The following is a 19,263-nucleotide window of genomic DNA, read 5'->3' as shown; positions in this document are numbered from 1 at the left end:
GGCTTACAGCGCACCCTTCGTGGACGGGAGGATGCCGGCCGCGCGCGGGTCGCGCTCGGAGGCGTAGCGCAGTGCCCTGGCCAGCGCCTTGAACTGGCACTCCACGATGTGGTGCGCGTTGCGTCCGTAGGGCACGTGCACGTGCAGGGCGATCTGCGCCTGGGCGACGAACGACTCCAGGATGTGCCGGGTCATGGTGGTGTCGTACTCGCCGATCATCGGCGCCATCTTCTCGGGCTCGGTGTGCACGAGGTACGGGCGGCCGGAGAGGTCGACGGTGACCTGGGCGAGGGACTCGTCCAGCGGGACCGTGCAGTTGCCGAACCGGTAGATCCCCACCTTGTCGCCGAGCGCCTGCTTGAAGGCGGCGCCGAGGGCGAGGGCGGTGTCCTCGATGGTGTGGTGCGAGTCGATGTGCAGGTCGCCGTCGGTCTTCACGGTGAGGTCGAACAGACCGTGCCGGCCGAGCTGGTCGAGCATGTGGTCGTAGAAGCCGACGCCGGTGGCGATGTCGGTCTTGCCGGTGCCGTCGAGGTCGATCTCGACGAGGACCGAGGTCTCCTTGGTGGTGCGCTCCACGCGCCCTACGCGGGTCATGCGTCCAGCTCCTTCTTGACTTCACGTACCGCGTCGAGGAACGCGTCGTTCTCCTCGGGGGTTCCGGCGGACACCCGCAGGAAGCCGGGCACTCCGTTGTCCCGGACCAGGACCCCCCGGTCGAGGATCTGCTGCCACACCCGGTGCGGGTCCTCGAACCGCCCGAACTGCACGAAGTTGGCGTCGGACTCGGTGACTTCGAGGCCCGCCGCCCGCAGCTCGCCCACCAGCCGGTCCCGCTCGGCCTTCAGCTGCTCGACGTACTTCAGCAGCGTGTCGGTGTGCTCCAGGGCGGCCAGGGCGGTCGCCTGGGTGATCGCCGACAGGTGGTACGGCAGCCGTACCAGCTGTACGGCGTCCACCACCGCGGGGTCCGCGGCGAGGTAGCCGAGGCGCAGTCCGGCCGCGCCGAAGGCCTTCGACATGGTCCGGGAGACGACGAGATTCGGCCGTCCTTCGAGCAGTGGCAGCAGCGAGGCGCCGTGGCTGAACTCGATGTAGGCCTCGTCGACGACGACCATGGAGGGCTTGGCGGCCTGGGCGGCCTCGTAGAGCGCGAGGACCGTCTCGGGCGGGACCGCGTTGCCCGTGGGGTTGTTGGGGGTGGTGATGAAGACGACGTCCGGCTTGTGCTCGGCGATGGCCGCCGAGGCCGCCTCGACGTCGAGGGTGAAGTCGGCGTTGCGCGGACCGGAGATCCAGCCCGTGCCGGTGCCGCGCGAGATCAGCGCGTGCATCGAGTACGACGGCTCGAAACCGATGGCGGTACGGCCGGGGCCGCCGAAGGTCTGCAGCAGCTGCTGGATGACCTCGTTGGAGCCGTTGGCCGCCCAGACGTTCTCGATGCCGACCGGGTGGTGGCCGGTCTTCGTCAGGTACTTGGCCAGCTCGGTGCGGAGCTGCACCGCGTCCCGGTCGGGGTAGCGGTTCAGGTCGCGGGCGGCCTCGCGGACCCGCTCCGTGATCCGCTCGACCAGCGGCTCGGGCAGCGGGTACGGGTTCTCGTTGGTGTTCAGCCGTACCGGAACGTCCAACTGGGGCGCTCCGTAGGGGGACTTGCCGCGCAGCTCGTCCCGTACGGGGAGATCGTCGATGCCTGTCACTTGCCTTCGGGTACCTTCCAACCGAACCGAGCCTTGATCGCCGCGCCGTGCGCGGGCAGGTCCTCCGCCTCCGCCAGCGTGACCACGTGATGCGCGACCTCGGCCAGCGCGTCCTGCGTGTAGTCGACGATGTGGATGCCGCGCAGGAACGACTGCACGGACAGGCCGGAGGAGTGGCACGCGCAGCCGCCGGTGGGCAGCACGTGGTTGGACCCGGCGGCGTAGTCGCCGAGGGAGACCGGCGCCCAGGGGCCGATGAAGATCGCGCCCGCGTTCTTCACCCGGTCGGCCACGGCGGCTGCGTCGGCCGTCTGGATCTCCAGGTGCTCGGCGCCGTACGCGTCGACGACCCGCAGGCCCTCGTCGATGCCGTCGACCAGGACGATCGCGGACTGCCGGCCCTTCAGGGCGGGGACGATCCGGTCGTCGATGTGCTTGGTGGCCGCGACCTGCGGCTGCAGCTCCTGCTCCACCGCGTCCGCGAGCTCGGCCGAGTCGGTGACCAGGACGGCGGCGGCCAGCGGGTCGTGCTCGGCCTGGCTGATCAGGTCGGCGGCGACATGCACCGGGTCGGCGGTGGCGTCCGCGAGGACGGCGATCTCGGTCGGGCCCGCCTCGGCGTCGATGCCGATCTTGCCGGTGAAGTAGCGCTTGGCGGCGGCCACCCAGATGTTGCCGGGGCCGGTGACCATGTTGGCGGGCGGGCAGGACTCGGTGCCGTGCGCGAACATCGCGACCGCGGTGGCGCCGCCGGCCGCGTACACCTCGTCGACGCCGAGCAGGGCGCAGGCGGCGAGGATCGTCGGGTGCGGCAGACCGCCGAAGTCGGCCTGCGGCGGGGAGGCGAGCGCGATCGACTCGACACCGGCCTCCTGCGCGGGCACCGCGTTCATGATCACGGAGGAGGGGTAGACCGAGCGGCCGCCGGGCGCGTAGAGCCCGACCCGCTCGACCGGCACCCACTTCTCGGTGACGGAACCGCCGGGCACGACCTGGGTCGTGCGGTTCGTACGACGCTGCTCGCGGTGGACGAGACGGGCGCGCCGGATGGACTCCTCCAGGGCCGCGCGCACGGCCGGGTCGAGTTCTTCGAGCGCCTTCGTGAGCGCCTCGGCGGGCACCCGCACCTGCTCCAGGGTGACCCCGTCGAACTTCTCGGCGAAGTCGATCAGCGCCGCGTCGCCCCGATGATGCACGGCCTCGCAGATCGGACGCACCTTCTCCAGGGCGGCCGAGACGTCGAAGTCGGCTCGGGGCAGCAGGTCGCGCAGGGCGGGTCCCTCGGGAAGGGCGTCGCCGCGCAGATCGATTCGGGAGATCACGGAATCAATTCTCTCAGACGGCACTCGGGGCCCGTCCGCGCGTATCAATGGCTGATACAGAACCTGGGGCAACAGCCGGTACATAGCCTGGCCGGAACCCGGAAGATCGCGTTCACCTACGGTGTTCGAGGCCTCACACAGCGGGCATCACCGGTTGTACCGAAACATGACCCACGAGTAGCCGAGGAAGAAGGAACAGCCGTGACCGAGGGGGACGACGTCCGGGACGGTGAACTGCCGGACGATCTGACCGCCGCCGAGGCCGGTATGTGGCAGGCGTTCCGCAACGGCAGCGTGTACGACCTGAGCAGCGGCGACGCACGCGTCGACGATCCGCACGGCGGCCATCCGTGGGGGCCGGAGCGGACCGTGCGGGCGCGGATCGTCTGCTGGCTGCTGCTGGACGGGCCGCCGGCGCTCGCGGGCCGGGTGTCCTCGCTGAAGCTGGTCGGCATGCGGATCACCGGCACGCTGGACCTGGCGGGCGGCACGGTCACCCCGTACGTGGAGCTGCGCGGCTGCCGCTTCGACGACGAGATCCTGCTGCCGGAGGCGCACTTCACGACCGTGCGGTTCGTGGACTGCGCGGCACCGCGCCTGGAGGCGGCCCGGGTGCGCACCGAGGGCGATCTGCATCTGCCGCGCTGCCGGTTCCTGGGCGGGGTCCGGCTGACCGACGCGCACATCGGCACCGATCTGCTGCTGAACCAGGCGGTGGTGTACCGGGACCGCAGCGGCCGGTCGATCGCGGCGGACGGCATGACCGTCGGCCAGGACCTCCAGGCGGAGCTCCTGGAGTCGCACGGGGAGCTGAGCCTGCGCAGCGCCAAGGTGGGCGTCTCGCTGAGCCTGCGCGGCGCGCGGCTGCGCAACCCCGGCGGGCGGTTCGCGCTGAACGCGCCCCAGCTGACCGTCGGCCGCACCCTCTACCTCACCCCGGCCGGGGTGGGCGGCCCCTGGCAGAGCGGGACGACCCCGGCGCGCGGGACGCGGATCCAGCGGTTCGAGTGCGAGGGCGGGGTACGGCTGGACGACGGGCGGTTCGGGGACGCCATCGACCTGGAACGGGCCCGGTTCACCTTCACGGACAGCCAGCAACTGTCGCTGCGCCGGGTACAGGCGCCGGAGCTGCGGTTCCTCGGTGAGGAACCGCAGCGCGGCGGGGTGCTGCTGTCCGGCGCCCGAGTCGTCAACCTGGTCGACCTGGCGACCAGCTGGCCGGGCCCGGGGCGGCTGCACATGGGCGGTTTCGCCTACGAGAACCTGGTGCCGCAGGGTCCGTTCCCGCTGACCCGGCGGCTCGGCTGGGTGGCGGCGGCGACCGCCGAGTACAACCCGGAGCCGTACGAGCGGCTGGCGGCCGTGCTGCGGGCCGCCGGCGAGGACGAGGACGCCCGTGAGGTGCTGCTCGCCAAGCAGCGCCGGCGCCGCGAGACGCTGCCGCTGGCCGCCAAGCTCTGGGGGTACGCGCAGGACCTGACGGTGGCCTACGGCTACCGGCCGGGCCGGGCGGCGGTGTGGATGGCGGTGCTGTGGGCGGCGGGCACGCTCGCCTTCGCGCACGCCCCGCACCCGCCGATGAACCCCGGCGGCCATCCGGTCTGGGACCCCGCCCTCTTCGTCCTCGACCTGCTGCTGCCGGTGATCGACCTGGGCCAGGTCGGCCAGTGGCGGCTCAGCGGCGGCTGGCAGTGGGCGGCTGCGGTGATGATCCTGCTGGGCTGGATCCTCGCGACGACGGTGGCGGCGGGGGCGACGAGGCTGCTGCGGCGGGGGTAGCCCGCCGAGGGCGCGGGGAGCCGGGCCCGGGAGTCGTTTCGACAGCTGTCGAACAGATGAGCAACAGTCACCTTTTACCCGGCCTTGACCGACGCCCGTACAACTTTCACGGAGTTGACCTTTGCGTCTGGCGCTGCCCCGACCTGCGGACTTTCAATGGTCGACACCATGGCTTCGCTGCGCGCGCTCTTCCGTTCCGCACGGAGGACAACGACCGCTCCGCGTCTCGCCGCCGGACCGCTCCCGGCCGACGACGAGGTACTCCTCGACGTGCCCGACCAGCGGCTCGCCCCCGCGCTGGTCGCGGCCGGCCGGGGCGAGTACGAGCCCGCCGCGAAACTGCTGGCCGGCACCCGCGGGGCGGCCGAGTGGGAGGAACGCGACCGGTATGTGCACGGGCTCGCCCTCTTCGCCCGCTCCCGCGCCGAGTGGCTCGACGAGTGGTCCGACGCCGCCCCGCACGACCAGGACCTCCTCCTGGTCGAGGCCCAGCTCGCGGTGGACCGGGCCTGGGACTCCCCGGCCCGGGCCGAGCTGCTGCGCCCGGTGAGCGCGCGGATCACGGCCGCCGCCCGCGGCGACGACCGGGACCCGGTGCCGTGGCGGCTCGCCCTGGACCACGCGCGCGGCTCGAACGCCGGGCACAAGTACTTCGAGGAGCTGTGGGAGGCGGCGATCCGCCGCGCCCCGCACCACTACGGCTGCCATGTGGCGGCCCTGCGCTATCTGGCCACGCACTGGCACGGCTCGCACCGCGAGTGCTTCGACTTCGCCGACCTGGCCGCGCAGGACGCCCCGCCGGACTCGCTCGTCCAGGCCCTGCCGGCCCGCGCGGCCTTCGCGTACCTCACCGACGGCTGCGGCCCCGAGGTGCCGCGCGCCCGTCTGGACGCGGCGGCCGACCGGGCGATCGAGCTCTCCGCCCGGTTCCCGGCGGCCGATCCCTGGCCGGCCGAGGTCCGCAACAAGCTGATGTACCTCCTGGTCCGGCTGGAGCGCTGGGAGGCCGCGCGCACCCAGCTGCACCTGATCGGCCCGTACGCCACGTCCTTCCCGTGGGACCGCCTGTCCGACGACCCGCTGGGCCATTTCGTACGGCTGCGCGCCCAGCTGCTCGCCGGTGCGGAACCGCTCCCCGACGGCGGTCCGGTCCCCTCTCCGAGGGGTGCGGAGCGCCCACTGGCCGGGCACCGCGGACATGTCCTCGCGGATGACCACTAGGCTGTGGCGCCGTGACCACCGTCCGTCTCCCGCTCTTCCCCCTGAACTCGGTGTTGTTCCCGGGGCTGGTGCTACCGCTGAACATCTTCGAGGAGCGCTATCGCGCCATGATGCGCGATCTCCTGAAGACGCCCGAGGAAGAACCGCGCCGGTTCGCCGTCGTGGCGATCCGTGACGGCCACGAGGTGGCTCCGAGCGCACCGGGCATGCCGGACCCCACCGCGCAGCCGGACAAGGGCCCGGCGGCGGGGTTCGGGGCCGACCCCGTCAAGTCCTTCCACCGGGTGGGCTGTGTGGCGGACGCGGCGACGATCCGGGAGCGGGCGAACGGTACGTTCGAGGTGCTGGCGACGGGGACGAGCCGGGTGCGGCTGCTGTCCGTCGACACGTCGGGCCCGTTCCTGACGGCGGAGCTGGAGGAGCTGCCGGAGGAACCGGGCGACGAGGCGGGTGCACTGGCCGAGGGGGTCCTGCGGGCCTTCCGCCAGTACCAGAAGCGCCTGGCGGGCGCACGGGAGCGATCCCTCACCACCGGGGCCGACCTGCCCGACGAGCCGGCGGTCGTCTCCTACCTGGTCGCGGCCGCGATGATGCACGACATCCCCACCAAGCAGCGCCTGCTCCAGGCCCCCGACACCGCCTCCCGCCTCCGCGACGAGCTGAAACTCCTTCGCTCCGAGACGGCGATCATCCGTAACCTGCCGTCACTGCCCGCGGCGGAGCTGACGCGGTCGCCGACGAGTCTGAACTGAGCCGGAGTTCCCTGTCATGCCGAAGAAGCCGAACAAGAAGCAGCAGCAGTCCGCGGGCGGCACCCCGGCGACGGTGGCCCTGACCACCGCGGGCGTGGACTTCACCGTCCACTCCTACGACCACGACCCCTCCCACCCGTCCTACGGCGAGGAGGCGGCGGAGGCGATGGGCGTGTCCCCGGACCGGGTCTTCAAGACCCTGGTCGCGGACGTCGACGGCACGCTCACGGTCGCCGTCGTCCCGGTGGCGGGCACGCTGGACCTCAAGGCCCTGGCGACCGCGGTGGGCGGCAAGCGCGCGGCGATGGCGGACCCGATCCTGGCGGAACGCACGACGGGCTACGTCCGGGGCGGCATCTCCCCCCTGGGCCAGCGCAAGAAACTCCCGACGGTCCTGGACGCGTCGGCCTCCGCCCACACCACGATCTGCGTCTCGGCGGGCCGCCGCGGCCTGGAGATCGAACTGCCCCCGACGGCCCTGGCCGCCCTGACGAACGCGACCGTGGCGCCCATCGGACGTGCGTGACCTCTCGACGCGGCTCCCGTCCTGGGTTAAGTACGGAAGACATGTCGAAGAAAACGCGGAAACGAAAGTGGCGCGTGAAGAAGGGCCGCTCGAATCATGGACGCCGCCCGGCCTAGGGGGTGGGGGTGCGGGTGATCTGCCGTCCGCGGGCCGTATGTGGCTGGTCGCGCAGTTCCCCGCGCCCCTGACTCTGCCGGTCCACCTGCATCTTCCAGCCCACCCGACACCTGAGGACGACAACCGCCCCGCACCACCCCCAACCCGTCCAACGTTCGAGGACGACGACCAACCCGCACCACCCCCAACCCGTCCAACGTTCGAGGACGACGACCAACCCGCACCACCCCCAACCCGTCCAACGTTCGAGGACGACAACCGACCCGCACCACCCCAGCCCGTCCGGCGTTTGAGGACGAGGCCGTTCAGGCCGATGCGGGGGGCTGGGGGCGGCAGCCCCCAGGACCGGGCCGACCAGGCGGGGGTCGGAGGGGGCGCAGCCCCCTGGGGATGGGACGGGTAGGGGCGGCGGGGGCGAGGAAACTACGCCTGCGGAGCCGCGTACGGGCCCTCGCCGTACGAGCCGTCCTCGTACGGGGGCTCCGGGTCGCGGGGGCCGAACAGCGCCGTCAACCCCAGGTGCACCAACAACGCCGCCAGCGACCACGCCAGCAACGCCCCCCGCGCCCCGAGCTTCAGCGGCGCCGAGAACGTCACTCCCTTGCCCACGGCCCTGGCATGCGCGATCACGTCCTGCTGCGGGCCCAGCCAGACCCCCACCCGCCACGCGAGCAGCGAGGCGAGCAGCCCTCCGATCCCCAGCGCCACCACCAGCGGCACACCCCCGCGCCGCCGCCACAGGAACACCGCCACCGCGCTCACGGCCCCGAACGCCAGCGCCAGCAGCGTGAACGTACCGTCCACCCCCGCCGCCTGCTCCCCCTCGGTGTCCTTGAGGTAGACCACCCAGCTCTTGCCGGACTGGTCCCCGACCAGCGGCACATGCGGCGCCAGCCACATCCACAGCAGCCCGAGCAGCACACCGCTCACGGCCACCGCGACCACGATCACCGCGGCCTCCCGCAGTTCGGTCTTCATCCCGGGACCGTCCTGTCCGTACTCGCTCCAGACCGTCTCGGCAGGCGGCGGCGCCTCCCAGGCCTGATGCGAGGACTGGTCGTGCGGCGGAGGCGGCGGCGTCAACGGTGCGGTCACCCTGACATCGTGCCAGGTCGGCCTGTGCGGCGCGTCACCGGACGGCGGCCCGGCGGTACGCCCAGGCGGCGACGGCCAGCGAGACCACGCCCACCCCCGCGCACACACCCAGGTCAGCGAGGACGACGGCCCAGTCGGGCTGCGCCCCGAAGGTCCGGGCGTAGGCCTCCACGCCGTATGTCGAAGGCAGCAGATCGCGCGCGAACTGGATGATCCCCGGCATCCGGTCCGGCGGCAGCACCCCGAGCAGCAGCGCCGCCGACATGCCGAGCTGTCCGAGCAGCGTCGCGAGTTCGGGCCGCGGCGCGAGCAGCCCGCAGGCGGCGCCGAGCCCGGACAGGGCCGCCCCCGCCAGCGGGATCACGGCGGCGAGGATCCACAGGTTCCCCAGCGGCAGCCCGAACAGCACGCATCCGAACACGGCCGTCACCAGCGTCCCCGGCACGGTGAAGGAGGCGTACGCCGCGGCCGCCCCGAGCACCACGGAGGCCGGTGGCACCGGCAGCGTGGCGTAGTGGTCGAGGCCGCCGCTCGCCCGCAGCTGGCCGAAGTACTGCGCGAGCAGGTTCAGCGCCACGTACGCGACCACGACCACCGACGACCCCGCCACCACGGACTGGGCCTCGGCCCGGGTGTCCACCACCCCGCGCATCATGACCATGATGCCGACGGACTGGAAGGTCGCGACGAACAGCAGCGGGATCCGCGCCACCCGGGCACGGGACAGCTGCGCCCGGTAGACGGCCACCAGCGACGGCCACAGCCGCGCACGCGGGCCCAGCTCGGCCGCCGCGCGCGGCACCGTCTCCGCCGCGGTCAGGTCACCGCCCGGCAGAACCTCCGCGGGTACGACACTCACGTCGCGCTGCTCCTCTTCCCAACGGCATCCGCGGCTCGTACGGCCGCCGCGCCTTCCGGTACGGGCCCGGTCACCCCCGCGTTCACGTTCGCACCCGCGTTCACGCCTTCACCAGCCCTTGCCGTGCGGCGCCGCCCAGCGCCAGGTAGACGTCCTCCAGGCTGGGCGTGGCGAGGGTGAAGTCGTCGAGGGCGGCGAAGGCGGCCCCGCCGGTCACCGTGGCGACGGCGGCCCGGGCCTCCTCGGGGGCGAGCCGCAGCGTCCAGCGCCGGCCGGTCTCGACGGCCCGCTCACGCAGGACGGCCACCTCGGGCACGTCCAGCGGCGCCCGCTCCCGCCACACCAGTTCGACCCGCACCTCACCGGCGACCTGCTCCTTGAGCCCGGCCGGGGTGTCACACGCGATGACACGTCCCTGGTCCAGCACGGCGACCCGGTCCAGGACCGTCTCCGCCTCGATCACGTTGTGGGTGACCAGGACGACGGTCGCACCCTGCTCGGCGCGCCGCCGGTCGACGGCGGCCCACACCGCCCGCCGGGCCACGGGGTCCATCCCGGTCGTCGGCTCGTCGAGGACGAGCAGCGGCCGCTCCCCGACCAGCGCGGCGGCGAAGCAGGCGAGCCGCCGCTGTCCCCCGGAGAGCTTCTTCAGCGCCCGCCCGGCGATGGGCCCGAGCCCCAGCTCCTCGATCACGGCGTCCCGCTCGGCGCGGGCCTGCCGTACGTCCAGCCCGCGCAGCCGCCCGGTGGTCTCGGCGGCGAGGGACACGGTCAGCTCGTCGAGGGCACTGGACTCCTGTCCGAGATAGGCGAGCAGGCGCGCGGCCCGCTCCGGATGCCGGACGATGTCGTGCCCGAGGATCTCGACGGTGCCGGAATCGGGTCGCTGCAGCCCGGTGAGCTGTCGTACGAGGGTGGACTTCCCGGCCCCGTTCGGCCCCAGCAGCCCGAAGATCTCACCGCGCCGGACGTCCAGCTCCACCCCGTCGGTGGCCCGCACCTCCGGCACCCCGGGAGCTCCCCGCCGGCCTTTGACCGCGGGGTAGGTCTTGGTCAGCCCACGCACGGCACACACGACATCACTCTGCTGCCGAAGTGCCCGACCCACGCCCGTACTCACAAGGCACGAGAGTACGGGGTCGAACCCGTTTACTCGCCTTTGGGGCACCTCAGCCTGTGACGCCGCGAGGGACAACGCCCCGTCAGGGGCGCGGGGAACTGCGCGACCAGCCCCCACCACCCGCAGCCGAAGTCACCACCCGCAGCACCCCTCGGTCACTCCGCCGACGCATGCTCCCCGGCCCCGGCCGGAACATCGAACTCTCTCCAGAACCCCGCCCGAATGGCGTAGCGGTCATGCTCGTCGATCTGGTCGTCCTTGTGCGCCAGCAGCCCGAACCGGGCCGCGTACCGCAGCAGCTCCCCGTCGATCCGATGCGGAATCCGCGGGTACATCCCGGACAGCCGGTGCAGATGCCCCTGGTCCCCGAGCCGGGAGATCCACCTCCGGGCGAACACCTGTCCGACCTCGTACGGATCCCCGCCGACCGCCGTGATGTCCTCCTCCCGGTCGGCCCACCGCTGCTCCGCGGTCGTCAGCTGCGCCAGCGTCGGCATGGAGAGCGCCTCCGCAGACTCCGCCACGGCACCCGGCCGGTCCACCCACCCCTTGTCGGAGGACCACCGCAGCGTCGCCGTGGTCGGCGCATGCTGGACCGGCTGCGCCCCGGGCGCCCGCAACGACGCGAGGTCCTTCGGCGTGGGCACCCCCTTGGGCGCCGGCACCCGCTCCGGCGCGCCGTTCTCGGCCACGCCCGCCGGCGCCCGCTCCCCTTCCGCGACCCCGGCCTCCGCGGCAGCGGACAGCGCGGACTCGGGCAGCGGCGCCGACAGGATCGCGGCGATCTCCGGCCGCGGCGCGGGCGGCGGCGCGCAGACGGCCGTCAGCTCCTTCGCCCGGACCGCCTGGGTGATCCACGCCCGGTCCAGGACCCGCCGCTCATCGGCCTCCGCGACGAGGTCCTCGGACTGGTTGTAGTCCCCGTCGGCCGCCTGCACGGCCCACAGGTGTACGGCGACCCCGTGCTCCTTCGCGGCCATCATGCCCGGCAGCAGATCTCCGTCACCGGTCACCAGCACGATGTCGGAGCAGGCGCGGTTGCGGGCCAGCTCGGTCAGCTCGGCATGCATGGCCGCGTCCACCCCCTTCTGCGCCCAGCGTCCGTCGCTGCGGGTCAGGGCGCCGAGCCGGACGGTCACCCGGGGCATCACACGCAGGCGGCGGTGCTCCGGCTGGGGAACACGGTCGGGGGCGCCGTCGAACCAGTAGATGCGCAACAGTGGACGCTCGGTGTCGGACTCCGCGCGGTCGCGCAGCGCCTGGATCAGCGCGGCGTGGTCGACGGTGATCCGCGATCGGGAGGGCTCACCGGCGAGGAGACTGGCGGCGGCACCCAGCAGATACCCGGCGTCCACCAGGACGATGCAGCGGTCCACGCGACTCACCCTCTTTCCGGGAGGTTTGCTTTCGGGGCTTCCTTCGAGTCTGCCCGACCACGCGGGGGTTAACGGCCCGAACTCGATCTTCGGCGTGGCGTTTCGGGGCCTTGCTCTCCGACAAACCCTGTCACACACGGTAATTATCCGAAATGCGTCTGTTGTCAGCCTATGTGAATCTGAATTCGGCCCCTAGATCCCCCACAGGAGGCAGATCACCATGGCCAAGAACAAGAACCGTAAGCAGGGTGGCTCCGAGAAGCGCGCGTCCCAGGCCGAGCAGGCCCACGAGCACGCGCAGCGTACGTCGACGGAGTCCCACGACTCGCCGGTGACGCACATCCAGGGCAGCCCCGCGGATGTTGCCCGTAAGCAGCAGAAGCGCTTCGGCCACAACTGAGCGGACTGACCAGGTCCGGCTGGGCTGTTGAAGCCCGGGTACACAGAAGGGGCGCACCCGATGCGGGTGCGCCCCTTCCGCGCGCGTGCGGTCCGGTCGGACCGGCCGGCCGGGGCCGGGCTCAGCCGGCCAGGCAGGACGGACCGAGCAGCACCTTCAGGTCACCGAACAGGGCCGGGTCGGGCTTCACCCGGTGCCGGTCCAGGCGCAGCACGGTGGTCTTGGTCGGGCCCTGGAGCTTGATCCGGACCTCGCTGTCGCCCTTGTGGTGACTGAGGATCTCGCCGAGGCGGCTGACCATCGGCGGGGTGACCCGGGTGGCGGGGATGGTGAGGATCACGGGCGCGTTGGTGCCGGCGTTCGAGAGGTCAGGTACCGCCAGCTCCATGGCGACGAGCCGGGGCACGTCCTCGCGCTTGTCGAGGCGGCCCTTGACGAACACGACCGCGTCCTCGACGAGTTGGGTCGAGATGAGCTGGTAGGTCGCCGGGAAGAACATGCACTCGATGGAGCCGGCGAGGTCCTCGACGGTGGCGATCGCCCAGGCGTTGCCCTGCTTGGTCATCTTGCGCTGCAGGCCCGAGATGATGCCGCCGATGGTGACCACCGCGCCGTCCGCGTGCTCGCCGCCGGTGAGCTGGGCGATACCCGCGTCGGCCTTGTCGGAGAGCACGTGCTCCAGGCCGAAGAGCGGGTGGTCGGAGACGTACAGACCGAGCATCTCCCGCTCCTGGGCGAGCAGATAGGTCTTGTCCCACTCCTCGGTGGTGAACTCGACGTCCAGTCCGAAGCCGGGCTCGCTGTTCTCCTCCTCTCCCATCCCGCCGAAGAGGTCGAACTGCCCCTCGGCCTCCTTGCGCTTGACCGCGACCACGTTGTCGATCATCGGTTCGTACTGCGCGGTGAGGCCCTTGCGAGTGTGCCCCATGGTGTCGAAGGCGCCGGCCTTGATCAGCGATTCCGTGGTGCGCTTGTTGCAGGCGACCGCCTCGACCTTGTCGAGGTAGTCGGGGAAGGAGGCGTACTTGCCCTTGGCCTTGCGGCTCCTGATGATCGACTCGACCACGTTGGTACCGACGTTGCGGACGGCCTCCAGGCCGAACAGGATCACGTCGTCGCCCTGCGCCGCGAAGTTGTGCACCGACTCGTTGACGTTCGGCGGGAGCACCTTGATGCCCATGCGGCGGCACTCGTTGAGGTAGACGGCCGACTTGTCCTTGTCGTCCTTGACCGAGGTGAGCAGTCCGGCCATGTACTCGGCGGGGTGGTTCGCCTTCAGGTAGGCGGTCCAGTAGGAGACCAGGCCGTACGCGGCGGAGTGCGCCTTGTTGAAGGCGTAGCCGGCGAACGGGACCAGTACGTCCCACAGGGCCTGGATCGCCTCGTCGCTGTAGCCGTTCTTCTGGGCGCCGGCCTGGAAGATGGTGAAGTTCTTGGCCAGTTCGTCGGGCTTCTTCTTGCCCATCACTCGGCGCAGGATGTCGGCCTCGCCGAGCGAGTACCCGGCGATGATCTGGGCGGCCTTCTGGACCTGCTCCTGGTAGACGATCAGGCCGTAGGTGACGGCCAGGACCTCTTCCAGGGGCTCCTCCAGCTCCTTGTGGATCGGGGTGATCTCCTGGAGCTTGTTCTTGCGCAGCGCGTAGTTGGTGTGCGAGTCCATGCCCATCGGGCCCGGACGGTAGAGCGCGGAGACGGCGGAGATGTCTTCGAAGTTGTCGGGCTTCATCAGACGCAGCAGCGAGCGCATGGGTCCGCCGTCGAACTGGAAGACGCCCAGGGTGTCGCCGCGCTGGAGGAGTTCGAAGGTCTTCGGATCGTCGAGCGGCAGGGCCAGCAGGTCGAGGTCGATGCCCTTGTTGGACTTCACCATCTTGACGGCGTCGTCCATGATCGTCAGGTTGCGCAGGCCGAGGAAGTCCATCTTCAGCAGGCCGAGCGACTCGCACTGCGGGTAGTCCCACTGCGTGATGGTCACACCGTCCGTGTGCCGCACCCAGATCGGGGCGTGGTCGACGATGGGCTCGCTGGACATGATCACGCCGGCGGCGTGCACACCCATCTGCCGGACCAGGCCCTCGACGCCCTTCGCGGTGTCGATGACCTTCTTGACGTCCGGCTCGTTCTCGTACATCCCGCGGATCTCGCCCGCCTCGTTGTACCGAGGGTGCGAGGGGTTGGTGATGCCGTCGAGGTCGATGCCCTTGCCGAGGACGTCGGCGGGCATGGCCTTGGTGAGGCGGTCGCCCATCGCGTACGGGTAGCCGAGCACGCGCGCGGAGTCCTTGATCGCGTTCTTGGCCTTGATCTTGCCGTACGTGCCGATCATGGCGACCTTGTCAGCGCCGTACTTCTCGGTCACGTACCTGATCACCTCGACGCGCCGACGCTCGTCGAAGTCGATGTCGACATCGGGCATGGAGACGCGCTCGGGGTTGAGGAACCGCTCGAAGATCAGACCGTGCGGGATCGGGTCGAGGTCGGTGATGCCCATGGCGTAGGCGACGATCGAGCCGGCCGCGGAGCCTCGGCCGGGGCCGACCGCGATGCCGTTGTTCTTGGCCCACATGATGAAGTCGGCGACCACGAGGAAGTAGCCCGGGAACCCCATCTGGATGATGACGTCCAGCTCGTACTCGACCTGCTTCTGGCGGTCGTCCGGGATGCCGCCGGGGAAGCGGCGCTCCATGCCCCGGCGGACCTCCTCCTTGAACCAGGTGACCTCGGTGTAGCCGTCGGGGATGTCGAACTTCGGCATGAGGTTCTTGGCCTCGAACATGCCGGTGGTGTCGACCATCTCGGCGACCAGGAGGGTGTTGGCGCAGCCCTCCTGCCAGGCGTCCGAGGAGTCGACGGCGTACATCTCGTCCGTGGACTTCAGGTAGTAGCCGGTGCCGTCGAACTTGAAGCGGTCCGGGTCGGAGAGGTTCTTGCCGGTCTGGATGCACAGCAGGGCGTCGTGGGCGGTCGCCTCGTGCGCGTACGTGTAGTGCGAGTCGTTCGTCACCAGCGGCGGGATGCCGAGCTTCTTGCCGATCTCCAGCAGGCCGTCGCGGACCCGGTGCTCGATCTCGATGCCGTGGTCCATCAGCTCCAGGAAGTAGCGGTCCTTGCCGAAGATGTCCTGGTAGTCGGCGGCGGCCTTCAGTGCCTCGTCGTACTGCCCGAGGCGCAGCCGGGTCTGGAGCTCGCCGGAGGGGCAGCCGGTGGAGGCCACGATCCCCTCGGACCACTGGGAGATCGTCTCCTTGTCCATCCGGGGCCACTTCTGGAGCCAGCCCTCGGCGTACGCGTCCGAGGAGAGCCGGAAGAGGTTGTGCAGGCCCGTGCTGTTCACGGCCCACATCGTCTTGTGGGTGTAACCGCCGGAACCGGAGACGTCGTCCCGCTTCTGGTGCGGCTGGCCCCACTGGATCTTGCGCTTGTTGCGCCGGGACTCGGGGGCGACATACGCCTCGATCCCGATGATCGGGGTGACTCCGGCCTTCTTCGCAGTGTGGAAGAAGTCATACGCCCCGTGGAGGTTGCCGTGGTCGGACATGGCGATGTGCGTCATGCCCATCTCATTGCAGGCGTTGAACATGTCCTTGAGCCGCGCGGCACCGTCCAGCAGCGAGTACTGGGTGTGGACGTGCAGGTGCGTGAAGGGCGGCTTTGACACGGTTTCGGCCTCCAAAGGAAACAGGCGTCGACGATCTTCCGACCGGCTGCGGACCGACTGCGGACAGTCTGGGGGACAGCGTCGAATCCTATGCCCTGGCGCTGACAACCGGCGGGCTCCCCCGCGTACCTTCGTGCCGGGAGAGCGGGCACCCACCGGGCACTCCCGCGGGCCTTCGCACGTTGGTCCGGGCGAGAGATCGCGGTGAGGGATCCCGCAAGATCCAGTAAAAGAGCGGTAAGAGATCCGCCCCACATGTCAGGCACCACCCGTACCAGGAGGCACCCAGCGATGTCGGTCCCCCAGCTCAACGACGAGCAGCGCGGCGAGGAGATCCTCGCCGTCTTCGACACCGCCTTCGGCGAGCTCCTGGCCGCCGACCCGGCCGCGTTCCGCGTGAAGTTCCGGAAGATGGCGGCCTCGGCCTTCGCCTTCTACCGGGGCACGGCGGCGCTGTTCTGCCACGACACAGACGCCGAAAAGCGCGGCGGCCCGTACCTGGACGAGCGCACCTCGCGCGTGTGGATCCACGGCGACCTGCACGCGGAGAACTTCGGCACCTACATGGACTCCAACGGCCGCCTGGTCTTCAACGTCAACGACTTCGACGAGGCCTACGTGGGCCCCTTCACCTGGGACCTGAAGCGCTTCTCCGCCTCCATCGCCCTGGTCGGGTACGCGAAGGCGCTCAGCGACGAGCAGATCACCGAGCTGGTGGAGGTGTACGCGGGCGCGTACCGGGAGCGGATCCACGCGCTGGCGACCGGGGCCAAGAGCGACGAGGTGCCGCCGTTCACCCTGGACACCGCCGAGGGCCCGCTGCTCGGCGCGCTGCGCGCGGCCCGCTCGCTGACCCGTTTCGAGCTGCTGGACTCGATGACCGAGATCCGTGACTTCGAGCGCCGCTTCGCCTCCGGCGGCGGCTCCATCGAGCTGGACGCGGCGACCCGCTACAAGGTCCTGGCGGCCTTCGACGGCTACCTGGAGACGCTGCCCGAGTCGTCCCTGTCCCACCCGGACTCCTACCGCGTGAAGGACGTCGTCGGCCGCCGTGGCATCGGCATAGGCTCGGCCGGCCTGCCCTCGTACAACATCCTCCTGGAGGGCTCCACGGACGCCCTGGAGAACGACGTCGTGATCTACATCAAGCAGGCCCAGACCCCGGCCGTCTCCCGGCACATCACGGACCCGGCGATCCGGGACTACTTCCAGCACGAGGGTCACCGCACGGTGATCTCGCAGCGCGCCCTGCAGGCCCATGCGGACCCGTGGCTGGGCTGGACCGAGCTGGACGGCGCCGGGCAGCTGGTCGCCGAGGTGTCGCCGTACGCGGTGGACCTGGACTGGAGCGACCTCGACGACCCGGAGGAGATCGCGGCGGTCGTCGCGGACCTCGGCCGGGCCACGGCGTCGATGCACTCGGCGGCCGACGACCAGTCCGGCGAGTCCCTGGTGCCGTTCTCCACCGAGCGGGCCATCGACGCGGCGATCGCGGCCGACGAGGACGGCTTCGCTCCCCTGCTGACCGACTTCGCGCACAGCTACGGCGCACGCGCGCGTGCCGACCACCAGATCTTCGTCGACCTGTTCCGCAACGGCCGCATTCCAGGGCTGTAACCTTCGCGGATTCACAGGGTCCTTTTAGGGGTCCCCTACATGAGGACGTGACAGACTCTCCACCACCATGGACATATCCGGGACCCAGCTCAGAACCGTGCGCGCGGCGCTGTTCACGGCCTTTGTCGTGACGCTCAGCACCGCGTCGCACGTGCTGCTGTCCCGGGCCCCGCTGCCGTTCACGACGGTGGCCGCGGTCGCCGCAGGCGTGTTCGTCACGGCGTACGCGCTGGCGGGCCGCGAGCGCGGCTTCGGCCGGATCGCGGCCCTGCTGGTCCCGCTGGAACTGGCCGCCGACACGGTCTTCACCACCGGCCAGCACGCCTGCTACGGCCGGGCGGGCGGCCCCATCGCCGGCCCGCTGCGCGCGGTCGGCTTCGACGTCCTCTGCCATGGCGGCGCCGTAGGCACCCCGCTGGCCCGGATGGCCGACGGCTCCCGTGCCTCCGCGGTGCTCTCGCACGCCGACCCGGCCGCGGCCTGGCTGCTGCTCGCCGCACACATCGGTGTCGGCCTGCTCGCCGCCGCCTGGCTGCGCCGCGGCGAGCGCGCCCTGACCCAGCTGCTGCGCGCCGTCGCCGCCACCACCTTCCGCCCGCTGCTCCTCGCGGTCGCCGCGGCCGCGGTCCGGCCGGCTCCGGTACGACGGCTGCCGCGCCCGGCGCCGCGTACGACCGCCGCCCGTGATCTGCTCCTCGCGCATTCCCTGGGACGGCGTGGACCGCCGTGCTCCCCGGCGCTCGCACCGTCCTTCGTCTGAGCGCCCCCTCCCGAGCACGCCCCTCGTCCGAGCACGACGAGTCCCCCACACGTATCCCGCGTACGACATGTGCGCGTCCTCTATGGAGATCACCAACATGAGCAAGCGGAACAGCGCGGCCGCCAAGGGCGCGGCCCGGGAGCGGCTGCGCGCCGAGCGCGAGAAGCAGGCCAAGCGTGCCAAGGCCAGGCGGCAGGTCATCGTGGCCTGCTCGGTCGTGGGCGTGCTGGCCGCGGCGGGCGGCATAGGCTACGCCGTCGTCCAGGCCAACAAGCCGAGCTACTGGGAGGGCCTGAAGGACGCCACGGTCGTCGCCCCGGCCAACACCACCGGCACCAAGGGCACCACGGTCGTCATCGGCAAGGACAGCGCCAAGAAGACCCTCAAGGTCTACGAGGACCCGCGCTGCCCGGTCTGCGCCCAGTTCGAGCAGACCGTCGGCTCGACCGTGAAGAAGGACATCGACGACGGCAAGTACAAGATCGAGTACATCGGTGGCACGTTCATCGACAACAAGGACAACGGCCAGGGCTCCAAGAACGCGCTGAGCGCCCTGGGCGCCGCGCTGAACATCAGCCCCGAGGCGTTCCTCGAATACAAGACAGCGCTCTACTCGACCAAGTGGCACCCGGACGAGACCACCGACACGTTCAAGGACGACTCGTACCTCATCAAGGTCGCGAACACGGTCCCCGCGCTGAAGAACAACGCGAAGTTCGACGACGCCGTCAAGAAGGGCACCTACGACGCCTGGGCCATGGCCATGTCGAACCTCTTCAACACCAACAAGGACGGCGTGACCGGCACCCCGAGCTTCGTCATGAACGGGAAGATGCTCACGGCCGACTCCAACGGGAACCCCCCGATGACGGTCGCGGACTTCAACCGCGTGGTGGACGCGGCCCTCAAGGCCTAGCAGCCGAGCGGAGTTTCCCGCTCCGGGTGAAGAGCAGGCGAA

At 70.9% G+C, this 19,263-nt stretch carries 16 protein-coding genes; 8 read left to right on the top strand and 8 right to left on the bottom strand.

Features of this window, described 5'->3' with window-relative positions; all coding sequences use genetic code 11:
* Nucleotides 1–3: 3 nt before the first annotated feature.
* From hisB to hisD, 3 genes are read right to left on the bottom strand one after another with little or no spacing between them, the layout of a single operon-like run.
* The gene (gene hisB, locus ACIRR9_RS09710; RefSeq protein WP_123977923.1) at nucleotides 4–597 is read right to left on the bottom strand and encodes an imidazoleglycerol-phosphate dehydratase HisB; all 594 of its coding nucleotides are present in this window, start codon (nucleotides 595–597) and stop codon (nucleotides 4–6) included.
* Complete coding sequence (locus ACIRR9_RS09705; protein ID WP_384563816.1) at nucleotides 594–1,700, bottom strand: histidinol-phosphate transaminase; 1,107 nt, start codon at nucleotides 1,698–1,700, stop codon at nucleotides 594–596. Before ACIRR9_RS09705 ends, hisB begins: the two co-directional genes overlap by 4 nt.
* Entirely contained in the window at nucleotides 1,697–3,022 is a 1,326-nt protein-coding gene (gene hisD / locus ACIRR9_RS09700; protein ID WP_403749363.1) for a histidinol dehydrogenase, read from the bottom strand. The genes ACIRR9_RS09705 and hisD overlap by 4 nt, the downstream gene beginning before the upstream one ends.
* A gap of 201 nt (nucleotides 3,023–3,223) precedes the next feature.
* Here hisD and ACIRR9_RS09695 point away from each other — a divergent pair, with 201 nt between their 5' ends.
* From ACIRR9_RS09695 to ybaK, 4 genes are all read left to right on the top strand, one after another.
* Nucleotides 3,224–4,801 carry an oxidoreductase gene (locus tag ACIRR9_RS09695; protein WP_403749361.1) on the top strand — a complete coding sequence of 526 codons (1,578 nt, stop codon included), beginning with the start codon at nucleotides 3,224–3,226 and terminating at the stop codon, nucleotides 4,799–4,801.
* Nucleotides 4,802–4,957: 156 nt separating this feature from the next.
* Nucleotides 4,958–6,022, top strand: coding sequence for a hypothetical protein (locus tag ACIRR9_RS09690; RefSeq protein WP_403749360.1), 1,065 nt, complete (start codon nucleotides 4,958–4,960; stop codon nucleotides 6,020–6,022).
* An 11-nt stretch (nucleotides 6,023–6,033) separates the two neighbouring features.
* Entirely contained in the window at nucleotides 6,034–6,774 is a 741-nt protein-coding gene (locus tag ACIRR9_RS09685) for an LON peptidase substrate-binding domain-containing protein (RefSeq protein WP_365335984.1), read from the top strand.
* 16 nt (nucleotides 6,775–6,790) lie between these two features.
* Entirely contained in the window at nucleotides 6,791–7,300 is a 510-nt protein-coding gene (ybaK, locus tag ACIRR9_RS09680; RefSeq protein ID WP_403749358.1) for a Cys-tRNA(Pro) deacylase, read from the top strand.
* Nucleotides 7,301–7,840: 540 nt separating this feature from the next.
* On the opposite strand, the gene ACIRR9_RS09675 is transcribed toward ybaK, so the two are convergent.
* The 4 genes from ACIRR9_RS09675 to ACIRR9_RS09660 form a co-directional block, all read right to left on the bottom strand.
* Complete coding sequence (locus ACIRR9_RS09675) at nucleotides 7,841–8,512, bottom strand: AAA family ATPase (RefSeq protein WP_403749356.1); 672 nt, start codon at nucleotides 8,510–8,512, stop codon at nucleotides 7,841–7,843.
* Between the two features lie 34 nt (nucleotides 8,513–8,546).
* Nucleotides 8,547–9,371: an ABC transporter permease gene (locus tag ACIRR9_RS09670; protein ID WP_365335987.1), complete on the bottom strand. Its 825-nt coding sequence runs from the start codon at nucleotides 9,369–9,371 to the stop codon at nucleotides 8,547–8,549.
* A 100-nt stretch (nucleotides 9,372–9,471) separates the two neighbouring features.
* Nucleotides 9,472–10,446: an ABC transporter ATP-binding protein gene (locus tag ACIRR9_RS09665; protein WP_403749354.1), complete on the bottom strand. Its 975-nt coding sequence runs from the start codon at nucleotides 10,444–10,446 to the stop codon at nucleotides 9,472–9,474.
* Nucleotides 10,447–10,646: 200 nt separating this feature from the next.
* The gene (locus ACIRR9_RS09660) at nucleotides 10,647–11,867 is read right to left on the bottom strand and encodes an NYN domain-containing protein (protein ID WP_403749352.1); all 1,221 of its coding nucleotides are present in this window, start codon (nucleotides 11,865–11,867) and stop codon (nucleotides 10,647–10,649) included.
* Between the two features lie 220 nt (nucleotides 11,868–12,087).
* Between ACIRR9_RS09660 and ACIRR9_RS09655 the strand changes: the two genes are divergently transcribed.
* Nucleotides 12,088–12,267 carry a hypothetical protein gene (locus tag ACIRR9_RS09655; protein ID WP_123977912.1) on the top strand — a complete coding sequence of 60 codons (180 nt, stop codon included), beginning with the start codon at nucleotides 12,088–12,090 and terminating at the stop codon, nucleotides 12,265–12,267.
* Nucleotides 12,268–12,388: 121 nt separating this feature from the next.
* Here ACIRR9_RS09655 and dnaE read toward each other — a convergent pair whose 3' ends face one another.
* Nucleotides 12,389–15,928, bottom strand: coding sequence for a DNA polymerase III subunit alpha (dnaE, locus tag ACIRR9_RS09650; protein WP_365335990.1), 3,540 nt, complete (start codon nucleotides 15,926–15,928; stop codon nucleotides 12,389–12,391).
* A gap of 291 nt (nucleotides 15,929–16,219) precedes the next feature.
* On the opposite strand from dnaE, the gene ACIRR9_RS09645 reads away from it, so the two are divergent.
* From ACIRR9_RS09645 to ACIRR9_RS09635, 3 genes are all read left to right on the top strand, one after another.
* Nucleotides 16,220–17,545 carry a DUF2252 domain-containing protein gene (locus ACIRR9_RS09645; protein ID WP_403749349.1) on the top strand — a complete coding sequence of 442 codons (1,326 nt, stop codon included), beginning with the start codon at nucleotides 16,220–16,222 and terminating at the stop codon, nucleotides 17,543–17,545.
* A gap of 67 nt (nucleotides 17,546–17,612) precedes the next feature.
* The gene (locus tag ACIRR9_RS09640) at nucleotides 17,613–18,305 is read left to right on the top strand and encodes a hypothetical protein (RefSeq protein WP_403749346.1); all 693 of its coding nucleotides are present in this window, start codon (nucleotides 17,613–17,615) and stop codon (nucleotides 18,303–18,305) included.
* Nucleotides 18,306–18,402: 97 nt separating this feature from the next.
* Nucleotides 18,403–19,221, top strand: coding sequence for a thioredoxin domain-containing protein (locus ACIRR9_RS09635; RefSeq protein WP_365335993.1), 819 nt, complete (start codon nucleotides 18,403–18,405; stop codon nucleotides 19,219–19,221).
* Nucleotides 19,222–19,263 lie beyond the last annotated feature (42 nt).

It is taken from the genome of Streptomyces sp. NPDC101234, from assembly GCF_044767525.1.
Lineage (GTDB): Bacteria > Actinomycetota > Actinomycetes > Streptomycetales > Streptomycetaceae > Streptomyces > Streptomyces sasae.
This window is presented reverse-complemented; position numbering and strand designations above follow the sequence as displayed.